This window comes from Streptomyces sp. NPDC005576 (assembly GCF_042871745.1).
Lineage (GTDB): Bacteria > Actinomycetota > Actinomycetes > Streptomycetales > Streptomycetaceae > Streptomyces.
The window spans coordinates 526,988-540,415 of sequence record NZ_JBIAJC010000001.1 but is presented as its reverse complement, the minus strand read 5'-3'; the positions used below and the strand labels follow the sequence as shown (position 1 = coordinate 540,415).

Sequence of the window (13,428 nt, the reverse complement as noted above, 5' to 3'; positions counted from 1 at the left end):
CGTCCGCCCCGGCCGTGTTTCGACAGGAGCGCCGTCCGGGACGCTCGCCCCGCGGGCCGGGGCCTCGGGCGAGGCGCCGGGTCAGGCGTCGGGGCCGGCGACGAGTCGGCCGCCCTCCGCGCTGACCGGGACGGCGGGCAGCGGCACGGTGGCCGGGCCGTGGATGACCTCGCCGGTCGTGGTGTCGAAGATGCTGCCGTGGCAGGGGCAGTGCCCCTCGTTCTTCTCGATCCTGGTCAGCACGCAGCCGGCGTGGGTGCACTGGGCGCTGAAGGCCTTGTACTGCCCCTTCGCCGGGCACGTCACCAGGAGGCGCTGCTCGCGGTAGAGCTTCGACCCGCCGACCGGGACCGCGTCCGCGGCGCCGAGATCCACCGGGGCGGTCGGGGTCGGGTTCTTGGCGTGGCCGAGCTTGGACTCGGTGGAGCAGGCGGCCGCTCCCAGCCCGGCGGCACCGACGAGAGCGGCGCCCTTCAGCACGGTGCGGCGGGTGGCGGGCAAGCCGGACATCGCGGACTCCACGGAGGTCGGTGGTACGGGGCGTGCGGGGAAGTACGGGGGTGTCGCAGGTACGGGGTGTGGCAGGTGGTGTGTCGCCGTCGGGCCGGCCCGGGTACGCGGCGTCGCCGGAAGGTGACGGCGACGGGACGCACGGCCGGCCGCGACGACAGAACCGACGATACCGGCGGAGATCGGCACCCCCGCGCCCGGGTCCGCGGCACGGTCCGTGGGCACCTGCGCGCCGACGGCGCGGGCGCCGCCCTGGCGCCGTACGGGCGCGAACGGCCGGAAAGACGCCTCGGGGCGGTACGCGGCCCGGAGACGACCCAGGGCCGGACGGCGGCCCGGCCGCCGGTGCGACGCTCCTCCCGGGGTCCCGGGAGGAGGAGGTCACAGCGGCGGACCGGGCCGGGCGCGTCCGGCCCTGCGGGATGTCCGGTCCTGCGAGCCGTCCGGCCCTGCGGGCGTCAGCCCTTGCGGGCGCGGACCGCCTTCTTGGCCGCCGGCTTCTTCGCGGCCGGCTGCTGCTTCACCGCGGCGGCGGTGGCCGTCCGCCGGGCGGGAGCGGCCTTGGCGGCGACCGTCTTCTTGGCGGCCGTCTTGCGCACCGGCTTGCGCGCGGAGGGCACGGCCGCCTCGTTGATCCGGTCGGTGTCCAGGACGTCCTGGAGGAACTTCCCGGTGTGGCTCGCGGGTACGGCCGCCACCTCCTCCGGGGTGCCCTCGGCGACCACCAGGCCGCCGCCGTTGCCGCCCTCGGGGCCCATGTCGATGACCCAGTCCGCCGTCTTGATCACATCGAGGTTGTGCTCGATGACGACGACGGAGTTGCCCTTGTCGACCAGCCCGGAGAGGACCTTGATCAGCTTGCTGATGTCCTCGAAGTGCAGACCGGTCGTGGGCTCGTCCAGGACGTAGACCGTGCTGCCGGTGGAGCGCTTCTGGAGCTCGCTCGCCAGCTTCACGCGCTGCGCCTCGCCGCCGGAGAGCGTCGGCGCGGACTGCCCGAGACGGACGTACCCGAGGCCGACCTCGTTGAGGGTGCGCAGGTGCCGGGCGATGGTCGGGACGGCCTCGAAGAATTCCAGGCCCTCCTCGATCGGCATGTCCAGCACCTCGGCGATGGACTTGCCCTTGTAGTGGACCTCCAGGGTCTCCCGGTTGTACCGGGCGCCGTGGCAGACCTCGCAGGGCACGTACACGTCGGGCAGGAAGTTCATCTCGATCTTGATGGTGCCGTCGCCCGAGCAGTTCTCGCAGCGCCCGCCCTTCACGTTGAAGGAGAAGCGGCCCGGCAGATAGCCGCGCACCTTCGCCTCCATCGTCTCCGCGAAGAGCTTGCGGACGTGGTCGAAGACTCCGGTGTAGGTCGCCGGGTTGGACCGGGGGGTCCGGCCGATGGGCGACTGGTCGACGTGGACCACCTTGTCCACGAGGTCGTCCCCGTCCACCCGGGTGTGCCGGCCGGGGACCGACTTGGCGCCGTTGAGCTCCCTGGCCAGGTGGGTGTAGAGGATGTCGTTGACGAGGGTGGACTTGCCGGAGCCGGACACCCCGGTGACGGCCGTGAGGACGCCCAGCGGGAAGGAGACGTCGATGTCCTGGAGGTTGTTCTCCCGGGCACCGTGCACGGTGAGCCGGCGGCTCGGGTCCACGGGGCGGCGGGCGTCGGGGACGGTGATCTCCCGCTTGCCCGACAGGTACTGGCCGGTGATCGACTGCTTGTTGGCCAGCAGCTCCTTCAGCGATCCGGAGTGGACCACCTTGCCGCCGTGCTCGCCGGCGCCGGGGCCGATGTCCACGACCCAGTCCGCGACCTTGATCGTGTCCTCGTCGTGCTCCACGACGATGAGCGTGTTGCCCATGTCGCGGAGCCTGACCAGGGTCTCGATCAGCCGGTGGTTGTCGCGCTGGTGGAGGCCGATGGACGGCTCGTCCAGGACGTACAACACGCCGACCAGGCCGGATCCGATCTGGGTGGCGAGGCGGATGCGCTGGGCCTCGCCGCCGGACAGGGTGCCGGCCGCGCGGTTCAGCGAGAGGTAGTCGAGGCCCACGTCGACGAGGAATCTCAGCCGCTCGTTGACCTCCTTGAGGACCCGCTCGGCGATCTTCTTGTCCCGGGCGTTGAGCTTGAGCCGGCCGAGGAACTCGGCACAGTCGCTGATCGACATCGCGGCGACCTCGGCGATGGACTTCTCCATCACCGTGACCGCGAGGACGATCGGCTTGAGGCGGGTGCCCTCACAGGTCGGACAGGGCACCTCGCGCATGTACCCCTCGAAGCGCTCCCGGCTGGAGTCGCTCTCGGCCTCGGAGTGCCGCCGCTTGACGAACTGCACCGCCCCCTCGAAGGAGGGGGTGGTGTAGGCGCGCTCGCGGCCGTAGCGGTTGCGGTAGCGCACCTCGGTCTTGATCTTGTGGCCGTAGAGCAGGGCCTTCTTGGCGCGCTGCGGCAGTCCGGCCCACGGGATGTCCGTACGGAAGCCGAGGGCCTCGGCGAGTGCGCCGATCAGACGGCCGAAGTACTCCTTGGTGTGGCCGTGCGACCAGGGGTGGATGGCCCCCTCGTCGAGCGACTTCTCCTCGTCCGGGATGACCAGCTCGGCGTCGACCTCCATGCGGGTGCCGATGCCGGTGCAGTCGGGGCAGGCGCCGAAGGGCGAGTTGAAGGAGAAGGAGCGGGGCTCCAGCTCCTCGAAGGAGAGGTCGTCGTACGGGCAGTAGAGGTGCTCGGAGAACATCCGCTCGCGCTCGGGGTCGTCCTCGGGGAGGTCCACGAAGTCGAGCACGACCATGCCGCCGGAGAGGCCGAGGGCCGTCTCCACCGAGTCGGTCAGCCGGCGCTTGGCGCTGTCCTTCACCGTGAGGCGGTCGATGACCACCTCGATGGTGTGCTTCTCCTGCTTCTTCAGCGTCGGCGGCTCGGAGAGCTGGATGGTGGTGCCGTCGACCCGGGCGCGGCTGTATCCCTTGGTCTGGAGGTCGGCGAAGAGGTCGACGAACTCCCCCTTGCGCTCGCGTACCAGCGGGGAGAGCACTTGGAAGCGGCTTCCCTCGGGGAGGCCGAGGACCCTGTCCACGATGGCCTGAGGCGACTGGCGGGAGATCGGCCGCCGGCACTCGGGGCAGTGCGGCTTGCCGATACGGGCGAAGAGCAGGCGGAGGTAGTCGTAGACCTCCGTGATGGTGCCGACCGTCGAGCGCGGGTTGCGCGAGGTCGACTTCTGGTCGATGGAGACGGCGGGCGAGAGACCTTCGATGAAGTCGACGTCCGGCTTGTCCATCTGGCCGAGGAACTGCCGGGCGTACGAGGAGAGCGACTCGACGTACCGCCGCTGGCCCTCGGCGAAGATCGTGTCGAACGCGAGGGAGGACTTGCCCGACCCGGAGAGCCCGGTGAAGACGATGAGGGAGTCGCGGGGCAGGTCGAGCGAGACGTTCTTCAGGTTGTGCTCGCGCGCGCCACGGACGATGAGACGGTCGGCCACGCCGGTCCGCACCTTTCTTGAGAGAAACGGGGGAACTGAGCCCCCTGTCCAGGGTATGGGGGGCGCCACAGCGGTGTAGAAAGCTTTCGACTTCGAGCGTATAGCACGCACATTCGAATTCTCGCCGACCGTAACCTCCTTCACCCGAACGAGTGGCGGGGCTACGCTCGGTCGCATGAGCGATCCTGTGCGCGACCTGGTATCTGTACGCGGGGCGACGGAACGACTGCTCGCCGCGGCGAGCACCTGGGACAACTCCACTGTCCCCGAACCGTCCCGACTGCCCGGTTGGAGCCGGGGCCATGTACTGGCCCACCTGTCACGTAACGCCGACGCGCTCCGAAATGTTCTCCGAGGGCGCCCGATGTACGCGAGCGGCGAAATCCGGGACCGCGAGATCGAGGCCGGCGCACCCCGGTCGCTCGCCGAGCACCTGGCCGATCTGCGCGCGAGCGGCGAGGGATTCCTGGCCGAGGCCGACGCCTGCGCCGACTGGTCACGCACCGTGGAAATGCGGAATGGCGTGATGGACTCCGCATCCCACATCCCGTTCCGGCGCTGGGCCGAGATCGAGCTGCACCACGTGGATCTCGGTACGGGGTACGAGCTGGAGGACCTGCCGGACGAGTTCGTGGCCAGGGAGATCGACTTCCTGACGGAGCGGTTCGGGAGCCATCCACAGGTGGTCCCCTTCGACATCCGGGCCGACGACGGCCGGGTCTGGACCACGGGCGGCCACGGAGAAGGCCCGATCGCCGGTGTCGGCGGCCCCGCCCCGGAGCTGCTCGGCTGGCTCGCGGGCCGCCGCGACGGCTCGGCACTGACCGTGGAGGGCGGTCCCCTCCCCGTACTGCCGCCGCTATAGGCTGCCGCCCATGACCTACAGCGGAGCGGTGCGAGTCGGCGGACCCGCGGACGTGCACGAGCTGACCGACTTGATGATCTCCAAGGTCGCGGTCGGCCCGATGAACAACAACGCCTACCTCCTGCGCTGCCGGGCCACCGGCGAGCAGCTCCTCATCGACGCCGCCAACGAGGCGGACACCCTGCTGCGGCTCGTCGGCGAGGACGGCATCGCCTCGGTGGTCACCACGCACCAGCACGGTGACCACTGGCAGGCGCTGGCCGAGGTGGTGGCCGCCACCGGCGCCGTCACGTACGCCGGACGGTACGACGCCGAGGGCATCCCGGTCGCGACCGACGTGCTCGTGGAGGACGGGGGCACGATCCGGGTCGGCGAGGTCACCCTGACCGCCCGCCACCTGGTCGGCCACACCCCGGGCTCCATCGCACTGGTCTACGACGACCCGCACGGGGCTCCGCACCTCTTCACCGGCGACTGCCTCTTCCCCGGTGGCGTCGGCAATACCCGCAAGGACCCCGAGGCCTTCGCGAGCCTCCTCCACGACGTGGAGACCAAGCTCTTCGACCAGCTCCCGGACGAGACCTGGGTCTACCCGGGTCACGGCCACGACACCACGCTCGGCGACGAGCGCGGTCACCTGCCGGAGTGGCGCGCCCGGGGCTGGTGACACGCGGGCGGTACGCCCGGCACACCCGCACCCCACGACGACGGCAGGGGCGCCCCGGCACCGATTCCGGTGCCGGGGCGCCCCTCGTCGTGGAAGCGAGGTGCCGTACGGCTCAGCCGCCTACGTTGCTGCTGCCCTGGCGGGACTCCGACCCGGCATCGGCGTCGGTGTCTCCACCGGCCCCGGGCCCCGCGTCCGGACCCGACGTCGATCCCGGCCCCGGCCCGGCGGCTTCGGCCGCCGCCGCCTGCTTCCGCCCCGCGATCAGGCTGGTGATGGTGGTGATCACCAGCACACCGCAGATGACGGAGAGCGAGAGCGGAATCGAGATCTCCGGGACGTGCACACCCGACTCGTGCAACGCGTGGAGCACCAGCTTGACGCCGATGAACCCGAGGATCACCGAGAGTCCGTAGCTGAGGTGGACCAGCTTCTTCAGCAGACCGCCGATGAGGAAGTACAGCTGACGCAGGCCCATCAGCGCGAAGGCGTTGGCCGTGAAGACGATGTACGGGTCCTGGGTCAGGCCGAAGATCGCCGGGATGGAGTCGAGGGCGAAGAGCACGTCGGTGGTGCCGATCGCGAGCATGACGACCATCAGCGGGGTCAGGACGCGCTTGCCGTTGTTCCGGATGAAGAGCTTGGTGCCGTGGTACCGGTCGGCGACCCCGAAGCGGTGCTCGATGGACTTGAGGAGCCGGTTCTCCTCGAACTCCTCCTCGTCCTCATCGGTGCGCGCCTCCTGGATCAGCTTCCAGGCCGTGTAGATGAGGAACGCGCCGAAGATGTAGAAGACCCAGGAGAAGTTGGCGATGACGGCGGCGCCGGCCGCGATGAAGATGGCCCGGAGCACCAGGGCGATCAGCACACCAACCAGCAGCACCCGCTGCTGGAGCTGGGAGGGCACCGAGAACTTCGCCATGATCAGAACGAAGACGAAGAGGTTGTCGACGCTCAGCGACTTCTCGGTGATGAAGCCGGCGAAGAACTCGCCGGAGGCCTGGCTCTCGCCGAAGACCAGCAGGCCCAGGCCGAAGAGCGCCGCCAGCGCGATCCAGACGACCGTCCAGATTCCGGCTTCCTTGGTCGACACGTCATGGGGTTTGCGCCCGATGAAGAAGTCGACGGCGATGAGGGCTGCAAGACCAAGAATGGTCAGCAACCAGAGGGTCCATGAAACGTCCACTGCGCCTCCGGCAGTTCGCTACGGCTACTGATCAGCGTCGTCGCTGCCGGAGGTCTCTTCCACCCGGGCGTACGGGATGTACGCCGGGCCGGCGCCCCGGGACCGGTCACAGTCCGTACTGACGGGAACGCCACGTGTGGGAATACTCCCCTCCGTCCAAGAAAAGGTACAGGAAGACCCAAGAAAAGGTAAAGAGGATGGCAAAGGAGAACCAAAAGTCCCTGGCCCGGCGGGGCTACCGCGTCGGCGCCGCCCGCCAGTGCGCGGGGACCGTTGCGCTGCGGGCCGCTGCGGGCAGGGCGGCGGGCCGCGGGCTGCCGCTGCAGCCGGTGCCCCGCCGGGCGTCAGCGCCCCCGGGCCCGCCGCGCGTCGGCCACGGCGGCGAGCACTTGTTCCAGGACCCGGCTGCCCTGCGGCACCCGAGGGGGTTCGTACGTCCACACGTGACGGACCCAGGGGTCCGCGAGGTGGTCGCCGGCGAGCGGGGTGAGCCGCAGGAGCCCGCGCCAGAACGGTGCGAGCGCCGGCCCGTAGGCGGATGCCTCCTCCTGGTCCGCGACCAGCAGCAGGTGCACCCCGACCGAGGGGCCCTCGTCGGCGAGGTAGCGCAGCCGGGTGACCGCGCGGTCGTCGAAGCCGTGCGGGAAGTCGTTGACGACGAGCAGTTGGGCGGCCGGGTCGAGATCCGGGGGCAGCGCGTCGGCGGCGCCCGCCCGCACCGCCATCTGGACCAGGTCGACGCGTCGGGTGAGCCGGTCGAGGACTGCTTCGACCCCGGCCACCCCCTGCGCGGGCGGCCCGGCGAGCACTCCGGCACGCACCAGCGGCACGAGCGCGGCGGCGCCGGTTCCCGCCGGGTCAATGACCTGGAGGGACATCTCGCCCGCCGGGTACGCGGCGAGCAGCCGTACGGCATGGGTGACGGCGCTCTCCAGCGCGAGCCGCTTCAGGTCCGTACCGTCCAGCAGGTCGGCCCCGGGATCGCTCCGCCCGGCGTCGATCCACAGGCCGCGCTCCAGCGGGAGCCGTACGAGCAGCGGGATGCGCAGCTCCGGGCACTCGGGCAGGCGTACGTCACCGAGGCGTAGGGCCCAGGGCTCCGCGGACGGGTCACGGTGGGCGTGCCAGACGGGGTTGTCCCAGCCGGCGCAGGGGGCGGGGAGCGCGGGCTCCACCACGCCGGCCTCGGCCAGCAACTGCGCGAGGTCCCGGTCGAGCGCCTCCCGGGCACGGGCGACCAGCTCGTCGCGTTTCGCCCTGGCCTCCTCGCGCGCGGTGTCTCCCGCTCCGCCGATGCGGTTGCGCGGGTCGGCCAGGACGCGGTCGAGTTCCGCCTCCAGGCGCGCCCCCGCAAAGTCGACGGCGCCCCGGTAGGCGGCGACACTGCGGGCCAGGTCCTCGAACATGCCCCAGACCTGGTGGTAGAGCCGCTCGTCCATGGAGTGGCCGGGGGCGTCACCGGCCACCGGCGCGGCCGGTCCGGACCGCGCGTCGGGCGGAGCGGAGGGAGGGGTGCCGTGGGTGTGAGTCCGTCCCGGCGGGAAGGCCGGTGCCGCAGGGGCGGGCGGGGTGGCCCGTCGTCGCGGGTGCGCGTAGTCGATCCGGCCGCCGGGCGGGACCTCCGCCGTGTCCGCGTCAGTCACCGCCCCGGTCACCGTCTCGGTCGCCGCTCCGGTCACCGCTGCGGTCGTCGCTTCCGCCCCGGCTCGCGCCGCGGGGGGTCCCGGCCGGGCGGGGACGAGTGGCCCGGTCGCCGCCTCCAGGATCGAGGCGGCCAGCTCGTCCGCCCCGCTCAGCCCCTGGTCGGCGAGCATGCCCGCGAGCCCGGAGGAGTAGCCCTGGCCCACGGCCCGTACCTTCCAGGCACCCGAGCGGCGGTAGAACTCCAGGGCGCCGACGGCGGACTCCGTGTCCAGCCCGGTGAGTGTGAAGTCGGCGATCCCGGTGCCGTCGGGCCCGCTGACGGACACGAAGGGGGCTGCTGCCGCACCGAAGCCGGTGGGGGCGCCGGGTGTCCCGGGGAGAGCCAGCAGCACGGTGACGCGGTGCACCTCCTCGGGCAATGCGTCGAGGTCGAGGTCGAGCCGGTGCTCCCGGGCGGCGCGCCGGGGCACTTCGACGCCGGGCAGCCGGGGCCCTCCCGGGTGGACGACCCACGCGGCGCCCCGTACGGCGCCCTGCTCGTCGGCGAGGGCCGCTCCGGCCACGACGGGCGAGCCCGCCGACACCCGGACCTCCAGACGGGTCGAGGGCAGCGGGTGGTTCTGCCCCCGGACGAGTTCGGCCGTCATGTGCCCTGTCCCCCTGCCGCGTGAACGTGTCGGTGCGTGAACGTGTCGGTGCGTGAGCCTGTGGATGTGTGCGTCCCGTCGGGGTGGATGTCCGCCCCGCCCGGGGTACGCACGACTCCCGGCGGCGGAAGCCTCCGGGAGTCGTGTGGGCCCATGGGCCCGGGGTTTCTGTCCGGTCCCGCCGGACACCACCGAGTGTTTCGACCGGCAATGTTTGCCCCATGACGAGCGGCGGTCGGTGCGTGCGATCGCAAGGCGGCCGGAAGTCCTGGTAGCGGAGCTAAGCGGAGCTACCAGGACTTCCGGCCAACGCCGCGAGCGTGCGTGCCGACCACCGCGACGGGGCAAAGCTTGCCGGGAGCGGCACCAGCCCGTCAGAGGTGCGGCAGGATCGCCGGCATCAGGTCCTGGAACGTACGGCCGTTGGCCGGGTTGCCGAGGGCGGTCATCTGCCAGCCGCCACCGACACGGTGCACCTTCGCCATGATCTGGGCGGTGTACTGGCCGCCGCCGTCGAGCGTGTAGCGGGCCAGCTCCTGGCCGTTGGTCTCGTCGACGATGCGGCAGAAGGCGTGTCGGACCTCCTGGAACGTCTGCCCGGTGAAGCTGTTCACCGTGAAGACGATCTGGTCGATGTGGACCGGCACCCTCGCCAGATCCACCAGGATCGACTCGTCGTCGCCACCCGATCCCGCGCCGCCGACGAGGTTGTCACCGGTGTGCTTGACCGAGCCGTCGTCGCTGACGAGGTGACGGAAGAACACCACGTCCACCGGCTGCTTGTCGGCGAAGAGGACCGCCGAGGCGTCCAGGTCGATCTCCCGGGTGCGCGATCCGAAGAGGCCGCGGCGCGGGGCCGCCTGCCAGCCGAGCCCCATCCGCACCGCGGTCAGGGTTCCCCCGTCCTGCTTCTGCAGGCTGATCGCCTGACCCTTGGTCATGTTGACCGTCACGCGCTGTCCCCTCTCCGCGTCGCTTCCGCGTTCTGCTCCGCAACCGTCCGTGTGCGGATTCCCACGACCCTACGCAGTGCGTCCGCGCCCGACGCCGATCCGGTGCGTTCTGTGTCGTTCTTGAAACACAGAGGCCGCCCCGCGGGCGTCGCGGTGCTCACGCCCTCCGTGCATCAGGCGATCCCCGCCTCCTTCATCTGGCGCAGCTCCTTCTTCAGCTCACCCACTTCGTCGCGCAGGCGCGCGGCGACCTCGAACTGGAGGTCGGCGGCGGCGGCCCGCATCCGCTCGGTCATCTCCTCGATGATCCCGGACAGCTCCTCCGCGGGACGGTCGCTGGTCACCGCACCCCTGGAGCGGGCCTTTCCGGCGTCCGCCTTGGCCTCTCCCGCCTTGGCGGCCTTGCCGCCGAGTGCGGGCACCGGGGTCTTGGCCCCCTTGGTCTGGCGGTAGCCGGTCCCGAGTAGCTGCTCGGTGTCGACCTCCTCGCGGGCGATGGAGGCGACGATGTCGTTGATCTTCTTGCGCAGCGGCTGCGGGTCGATGCCGCGCTCGGTGTTGTACGCGATCTGCTTCTCGCGACGCCGGTTGGTCTCGTCGATGGCCTGCGCCATGGCGGGCGTGACCTTGTCCGCGTACATGTGGACCTGACCGGAGACGTTGCGCGCCGCGCGTCCGATGGTCTGGATGAGCGAGGTGGCGGAGCGCAGGAACCCCTGCTTGTCGGCGTCGAGGATCGCGACCAGCGAGACCTCCGGCAGGTCGAGGCCCTCCCGCAGGAGGTTGATGCCGACCAGGACGTCGTACTCGCCGGAGCGCAGTTCGCGCAGCAGCTCGATGCGGCGCAGGGTGTCCACGTCGCTGTGGAGGTACCGGACCTGGATACCGAGTTCGAGGAAGTAGTCGGTGAGGTCCTCGGACATCTTCTTGGTGAGGGTGGTGACGAGGACCCGCTCGTCGCGTTCGGTACGCGTACGGATCTCGTGGACGAGGTCGTCGATCTGGCCCTCGGTGGGTTTGACGACGATCTCCGGGTCGACCAGTCCGGTCGGGCGGATGATCTGCTCCACGAAGCCGTCGCCGCGCGAGAGCTCGTACTTCCCCGGGGTGGCGGAGAGGTAGACGGTCTGGCCGATGCGCTGCTGGAACTCCTCCCACTTCAGGGGGCGGTTGTCCAGGGCGGAGGGCAGCCGGAAGCCGTGGTCGACGAGGGTCCGCTTGCGGGAGGCGTCGCCCTCGTACATCGCGCCGATCTGCGGCACCGTGACGTGCGACTCGTCCAGCACCAGCAGGAAGTCCTCGGGGAAGTAGTCGAGGAGGGTGTTGGGGGCCGTGCCGGGCGACCGGCCGTCGAAGTGCATCGAATAGTTCTCCACGCCGGAACAGGTGCCGATCTGGCGGAGCATCTCGATGTCGTACGTGGTCCGCATGCGCAGGCGCTGGGCCTCCAGCATCTTGCCCTGCTTCTCCATGGCGGCGAGCCGCTCCTCCAGCTCCTGCTCGATGCCGGTGATCGCCTTCTCCAGGCGCTCGGGTCCGGCGACGTAGTGGGAGGCGGGGAAGACGTGCAGCGAGGTGTCCTCGCTGATCACTTCGCCGGTGAGCGGATGGAGGGTGGAGAGCGCCTCGATCTCGTCGCCGAACATCTCGATCCGGACGGCGAGCTCTTCGTAGACCGGGAAGATCTCGATCGTGTCGCCTCGGACCCGGAAGGTCCCACGGGTGAACGCGAGGTCGTTGCGGGCGTACTGGATCTCGACGAAGCGGCGCAGCAGCTGGTCGCGGTCGACCTCGTCGCCGACCTTGAGCTGGACCATGCGGTCGACGTACTCCTGCGGGGTACCCAGGCCGTAGATGCAGGAGACGGAGGCGACCACGACGACGTCCCGCCGGGTGAGCAGGGAGTTTGTCGCGGAGTGGCGCAGCCGTTCGACCTCCTCGTTGATCGAGGAGTCCTTCTCGATGTAGGTGTCCGACTGGGGGACGTACGCCTCGGGCTGGTAGTAGTCGTAGTACGAGACGAAGTACTCGACCGCGTTGTTGGGGAGCAGCTCGCGGAACTCGTTGGCCAGCTGGGCCGCCAGCGTCTTGTTGGGCGCCATGACGAGAGTCGGCCGCTGGAGCTTCTCGATCATCCAGGCGGTGGTCGCCGACTTACCGGTGCCGGTCGCGCCGAGCAGGACGACATCCTTCTCACCTGCTCGAATGCGCTTCTCGAGCTCGGCGATGGCCGTCGGCTGGTCGCCGCTGGGCTGGTAGGGACTGATGACCTCGAAAGGCGCCACCGAACGTTCGATCTTCGAAACGGGCCGCATGCATCCACCGTACGACCCGCCACTGACAACGGCGGCACGGATCAGCGGCGGCGGGGCCCGCGGGCGCTGTCGACCGCGGGCGCGGCGGCGGGGTCGGCCCGGCGCTGGCCCGGGATGCCGCGCCCGGCCGGGCCGGTCCGGCCGGATGTCCCGTCCCGGCCGGGGTCGCCCCCCACGACCAGGGGGTCGAACAGCACGATCACTCCCGCGAGCAGCAGGAAGGCCAGCGGCCCGACGAGGAGCGGGACCAGGATCGAGCCGACCGTCTCGCCCCCGGCCGGGCCGGTGGCACCTGGATGCAGGTGGACCCGGAGGGCTGCCATACCGGTGTAGTGCATCCCGCTCACGGCGGCGCCCATCACGACACTCGCGCCCAGACTCGGCAGGAAGCCGTGGAGCGAGACGGCCGCCCAGAGAGCGGCGGTGGCGGCGACCACGGCGATGACGACGGAGAGGGCCACGGTCGCCGTCGAGTACGCGAACTGTCCGCGGAACGCCATGGCCGCCATGCCGAGGTAGTGCATGGAGGCGACCCCGAGGCCGGTGATGGTGCCGCCGGTGACCAGGGCCAGCGGGGTCGCGCCCCGGTAACCGACGATGAAGATCCCGATACCGACCATGACGATCGCCACGGCGAGGCTCGCGAACATCAAGGGGAGGTCGTACGTGATCGACGCGTCGTCGATGCGGAACCCCATCATGGCGATGAAGTGCATCGTCCATATCCCGGAGCCGATGGACGTGGCGCCGAGCGCGAGCCATCCGGCCCGGTGCGGGCGGCGGGGCGGGAGCGCCCACCCGGACCGGACGGTACGGACGGACCGGACGGTGCAGCGCAGCCCCAGCGCGGCGCCGAGGCAGGCCATGAGGAAAGCCGCGACCGGTGTCACGAGGCCGTAGGAGAAGCCGTCGACTGTGCCCTGCATGCTGGATACGCCCTTCGTGATAACGCGGTGCTGGTGGTGCTCTGCCGGTCGGCGGTGCGGGGCCGGTGCCGCTCGGTCGAAGGCCGGGGCCTCGCGGGTCCCGGCGGTGGGGGGCGGCGGGGGGGGGGCCCCCCCCCCCACCCCCCGGGGCCGGGGAAAAAACCAAACAGGGGGCAGTTGTAAAACCCAAAACACACGGGGTGGGAAAATTTAACAGAATAAAAAAGCGCCAC

The 13,428-nt window shown here is 70.7% G+C and carries 9 protein-coding genes; 2 read left to right on the top strand and 7 right to left on the bottom strand.

The window, feature by feature from the left end:
- Positions 1 to 81: 81 nt before the first annotated feature.
- Together ACFYPN_RS02350 and uvrA are read right to left on the bottom strand one after the other, a co-directional pair.
- A complete protein-coding gene (locus ACFYPN_RS02350; RefSeq protein WP_389296469.1) occupies positions 82 to 510 on the bottom strand; it encodes a Rieske (2Fe-2S) protein in 429 nt (142 codons plus the stop codon).
- A 458-nt stretch (positions 511 to 968) separates the two neighbouring features.
- A complete protein-coding gene (gene uvrA / locus ACFYPN_RS02345; RefSeq protein WP_389296468.1) occupies positions 969 to 3,992 on the bottom strand; it encodes an excinuclease ABC subunit UvrA in 3,024 nt (1,007 codons plus the stop codon).
- 175 nt (positions 3,993 to 4,167) lie between these two features.
- Between uvrA and ACFYPN_RS02340 the strand changes: the two genes are divergently transcribed.
- Both ACFYPN_RS02340 and ACFYPN_RS02335 read left to right on the top strand, forming a co-directional pair.
- Complete coding sequence (locus ACFYPN_RS02340; RefSeq protein ID WP_389296467.1) at positions 4,168 to 4,857, top strand: maleylpyruvate isomerase family mycothiol-dependent enzyme; 690 nt, start codon at positions 4,168 to 4,170, stop codon at positions 4,855 to 4,857.
- A 10-nt stretch (positions 4,858 to 4,867) separates the two neighbouring features.
- Positions 4,868 to 5,524, top strand: a complete 657-nt coding sequence (locus ACFYPN_RS02335; RefSeq protein WP_358759885.1) for an MBL fold metallo-hydrolase — start codon at positions 4,868 to 4,870, stop codon at positions 5,522 to 5,524.
- 112 nt (positions 5,525 to 5,636) lie between these two features.
- Here the strand turns inward: ACFYPN_RS02335 and ACFYPN_RS02330 are convergent, their stop codons facing one another.
- From ACFYPN_RS02330 to ACFYPN_RS02310, 5 genes are all read right to left on the bottom strand, one after another.
- The gene (locus tag ACFYPN_RS02330) at positions 5,637 to 6,710 is read right to left on the bottom strand and encodes a TerC family protein (protein WP_389296466.1); all 1,074 of its coding nucleotides are present in this window, start codon (positions 6,708 to 6,710) and stop codon (positions 5,637 to 5,639) included.
- A 344-nt stretch (positions 6,711 to 7,054) separates the two neighbouring features.
- Positions 7,055 to 9,001: a TerD family protein gene (locus ACFYPN_RS02325; RefSeq protein ID WP_389296465.1), complete on the bottom strand. Its 1,947-nt coding sequence runs from the start codon at positions 8,999 to 9,001 to the stop codon at positions 7,055 to 7,057.
- Positions 9,002 to 9,375: 374 nt separating this feature from the next.
- Entirely contained in the window at positions 9,376 to 9,954 is a 579-nt protein-coding gene (locus ACFYPN_RS02320) for a TerD family protein (RefSeq protein ID WP_358759891.1), read from the bottom strand.
- Between the two features lie 173 nt (positions 9,955 to 10,127).
- Positions 10,128 to 12,269: an excinuclease ABC subunit UvrB gene (uvrB, locus tag ACFYPN_RS02315; protein ID WP_389296464.1), complete on the bottom strand. Its 2,142-nt coding sequence runs from the start codon at positions 12,267 to 12,269 to the stop codon at positions 10,128 to 10,130.
- A 41-nt stretch (positions 12,270 to 12,310) separates the two neighbouring features.
- Positions 12,311 to 13,195, bottom strand: coding sequence for an MHYT domain-containing protein (locus tag ACFYPN_RS02310; protein WP_358759895.1), 885 nt, complete (start codon positions 13,193 to 13,195; stop codon positions 12,311 to 12,313).
- Positions 13,196 to 13,428: the final 233 nt, after the last annotated feature.